Here is a 2,739-nt window from a genome sequence, read left to right as displayed (position 1 = left end):
CGGGGCTGGGCGTGCACGGCGCCGCCGTGCGCCTGGGCCACCGCCCGCACGATCGACAGGCCGAGCCCGAAGCCGCGCCCGGCACCGGCCCGGTCCGGTCCACGGCCGGCGACCCGCTCCTGACGGAGCCGCCGGAACGGCTGGAAGATCGTCTCGAGGTCGTAGCTGGGCACCACGGGACCGGTGTTGGCGACCACCAGGGTGGCGCGGCCGTCGAGGCTGCCGGTGCTGACCTCGACCTCGCCGCCGGCCGGCAGGTTGTGCCGGACCGCGTTCTCCACCAGGTTCTGCGCCAGCCGTTCCAGCAGCACCGGGTCGCCGGCCGTGGGGGCGGGCGCGAGGTGCCGGCGTACGGTCAGCTCCGGCGCGCCGGCCTGGTCGAGGACGTGGCCGGCGATCTCGGCGAGGTCGACCGGGGTGCGCTCGACGACCTGCTGCTCCGAGTCGGCGAGGGTGAGCAGCCCGTCGATGAGCCGTTCGTGGCGTTCGTTGATCGCCAGCAGGGTCTCGCCGAGCTGACGCAGCTCGGCGGACGCGCCGGGCCGGGACACCGCCACCTCCAGCAGTGACCGGTTGAGCGACAGCGGGGTACGCAGCTCGTGCGAGGCGTTCGCCACGAACCGCCGCTGGCCGTCGAAGGACCGGTCGAGCCGCTCCAGCATCAGGTCGAACGTGTCGGCGAGTTCCTTGACCTCGTCCCGGGGCCCGTCGAGGGCGATCCGCTCGTGCAGGCCCCGCCCGGCCGTGCCGGCGGCGATGCGTTGGGCGGTGCCGGTGATCTGCTGCAGCGGCTGCAACGCCCGGCCGGCGATCAGCCAGCCGAAGGCGAGGGCGACCGCCGAGATCAGCAGCAGCGCGACGGCGCCCTGGGTGAGCAGGGACTCCAGCGCGTTGCGTTTCGCCTCGTCCTGGGCCTCCTGAATCAGGACGCGCAGCTGGTCGGCCGCGCCCATGCCGGGCAGCTTGCCGATGGGGTCCTCGATGATCTGCGCCTTCACCCCGGTCAACGGCTGGCGCATGCGCTGGTCGACCAGCACGTACGTGACCGCGAGCAGGACCAGGCCGGCGAGCAGCAGCAGGCCGCCGTGGACCAGGGTAAGCCGGGCGCGGATGGTCAGTCGCTTCATCGGATCTGATACCCCACTCCCGGTACGGTCTCAACCACCTGCGGGTCGCCGAGCTTGCGGCGCAGCTTCATCACGGTCACCCGGACCACGTTGGTGAACGGGTCGATGTGCTCGTCCCAGGCCCGCTCCAGCAGTTCCTCGGCGGAGACCACCGCCCCGCCGGCGCGGACCAGCTCGGCCAGCACCGCGAACTCCTTGCGGGACAGGGCGACGTACCGGCCGTCGCGGTAGACCTCCCGGCGGGCCGGATCGACCACGATGCCGGCCCGGGTCAGCTTCGGCGGCACCGCCGGTCGGGCGCGGCGGGCCAGGGCGTGCACCCGGGCGGAGAGTTCGACCAGCGCGAACGGTTTGACCAGGTAGTCGTCGGCGCCGAGGGCCAGCCCGGAGACCCGTTCCCGTACGGCCGCGGCGGCGGTCAGCATCAGCACCCGGGTCTCGGTGCCGCTGTCGACCACCGCCCGGCAGACGTCGTCGCCGTGCACGACCGGCAGGTCGCGGTCGAGCACCACCACGTCGTAGTCGGTGACGCCGAGCCGTTCCAGCGCGGCGTCCCCGTCGTAGGCGACGTCCACGGCGAACGCCTCTCGGCGCAGCCACTCCGCGATGGAGTCGGCCAGCAACGTCTCGTCCTCGACCACCAGCACCCGCACGCCTCCCATGGTGCCGCGCCCGTGAATAACGGCGGCGTTAACGCCGCCGGTTACGCCCGGGATACCGCCGTCGCGGTGCAGTGGTCGGTATCGGCCGGCGATCCGCGTCGGCCCGGAGGAAGGAGTTGTCATGCGCCGACGAATGTCGGGCACACTGCTCGTCCTGCCCCTGCTGTTGGGCCTGGCGGTCGCCGGTTGCGGCGGCGCCGACCGGGACGGGGCGCAGGTGGCCACGGCCGGTGGCGGTGCGGCCGGTGCGTCGCCGAGCGCCAGCATGGTCCCGGTCAAGGACGAGGATCGGCAGCGCGAGTTCGCCAAGTGCATGCGCGAGAACGGGGTGCCGGACTTTCCGGACCCGGAACCCGGCGACGGCGGTGGCTTCAAGATCCGCATGCCGGAAGGCACCGACAAGTCGAAGGTCCAGGGTGCGATGGAGCAGTGCCGGAGCCTGCTGCCCAACGGCGGCAAGGAGATCAAGCTCAACCCGGAGCAGGTGGAGAAGGTGCGCCAGCTGGCCAAGTGCATGCGGGAGAACGGGGTGCCCAACTTCCCCGACCCGGGCCCGGACGGCAGCATCGAGCTCAACGGCGGCGGCTTCGACCCGGACAGCCCGACGATGCGGGCCGCGCTGGAGAAGTGCCGCCAGGAGGGCGCGCCGCTGATGCTGAAGAGGAAGCCGTGAGCGGGGGCGGCACGGCGGCGACGGGCGCGACGACCGCCCGGCCGGCCGAGCCGGAGGCGACCGACGCGACGCCCACCCGGCCGGCCTTCGCGGAAGCGACGGGCGCGACAACCGCTTCGCCAGCCGATCCGGCCTCAGCGGACGCGACGGCCGCCGCGCCGGCCGGTGATCGTGGGCGTCGCCGGCGGCGTCGCGGGCGTACCCCGATCGTGGTTGCCTCGGCGGTGGTGGTCGCCGCCGCGGCGGGCGTCACGGCCGCGGTCGCGAGCGGTGGTCG

3 protein-coding genes are annotated in these 2,739 nt (G+C 73.6%); 1 reads left to right on the top strand and 2 read right to left on the bottom strand.

Going from position 1 to position 2,739, the window contains the following annotated elements:
* Positions 1-1,127, bottom strand: a 1,127-nt coding sequence (locus ACWEVO_RS34455) for a sensor histidine kinase (RefSeq protein ID WP_452311597.1), incomplete at its 3' end; no start/stop codon positions are given.
* On the bottom strand, positions 1,124-1,780 hold the full coding sequence (locus ACWEVO_RS34450; RefSeq protein ID WP_452311596.1) for a response regulator transcription factor: 657 nt from the start codon (positions 1,778-1,780) through the stop codon (positions 1,124-1,126). The genes ACWEVO_RS34455 and ACWEVO_RS34450, both read right to left, overlap by 4 nt.
* 130 nt (positions 1,781-1,910) lie before the next feature.
* Here ACWEVO_RS34450 and ACWEVO_RS34445 point away from each other — a divergent pair, with 130 nt between their 5' ends.
* Positions 1,911-2,462: a hypothetical protein gene (locus tag ACWEVO_RS34445; RefSeq protein WP_452311595.1), complete on the top strand. Its 552-nt coding sequence runs from the start codon at positions 1,911-1,913 to the stop codon at positions 2,460-2,462.
* Positions 2,463-2,739 lie beyond the last annotated feature (277 nt).

It is taken from the genome of Micromonospora sp. NPDC003776 (genome assembly GCF_053605645.1).
The sequence above is the reverse complement of the archived record's forward strand: the minus strand, read 5'-3'. Positions and strand labels throughout refer to the sequence as shown.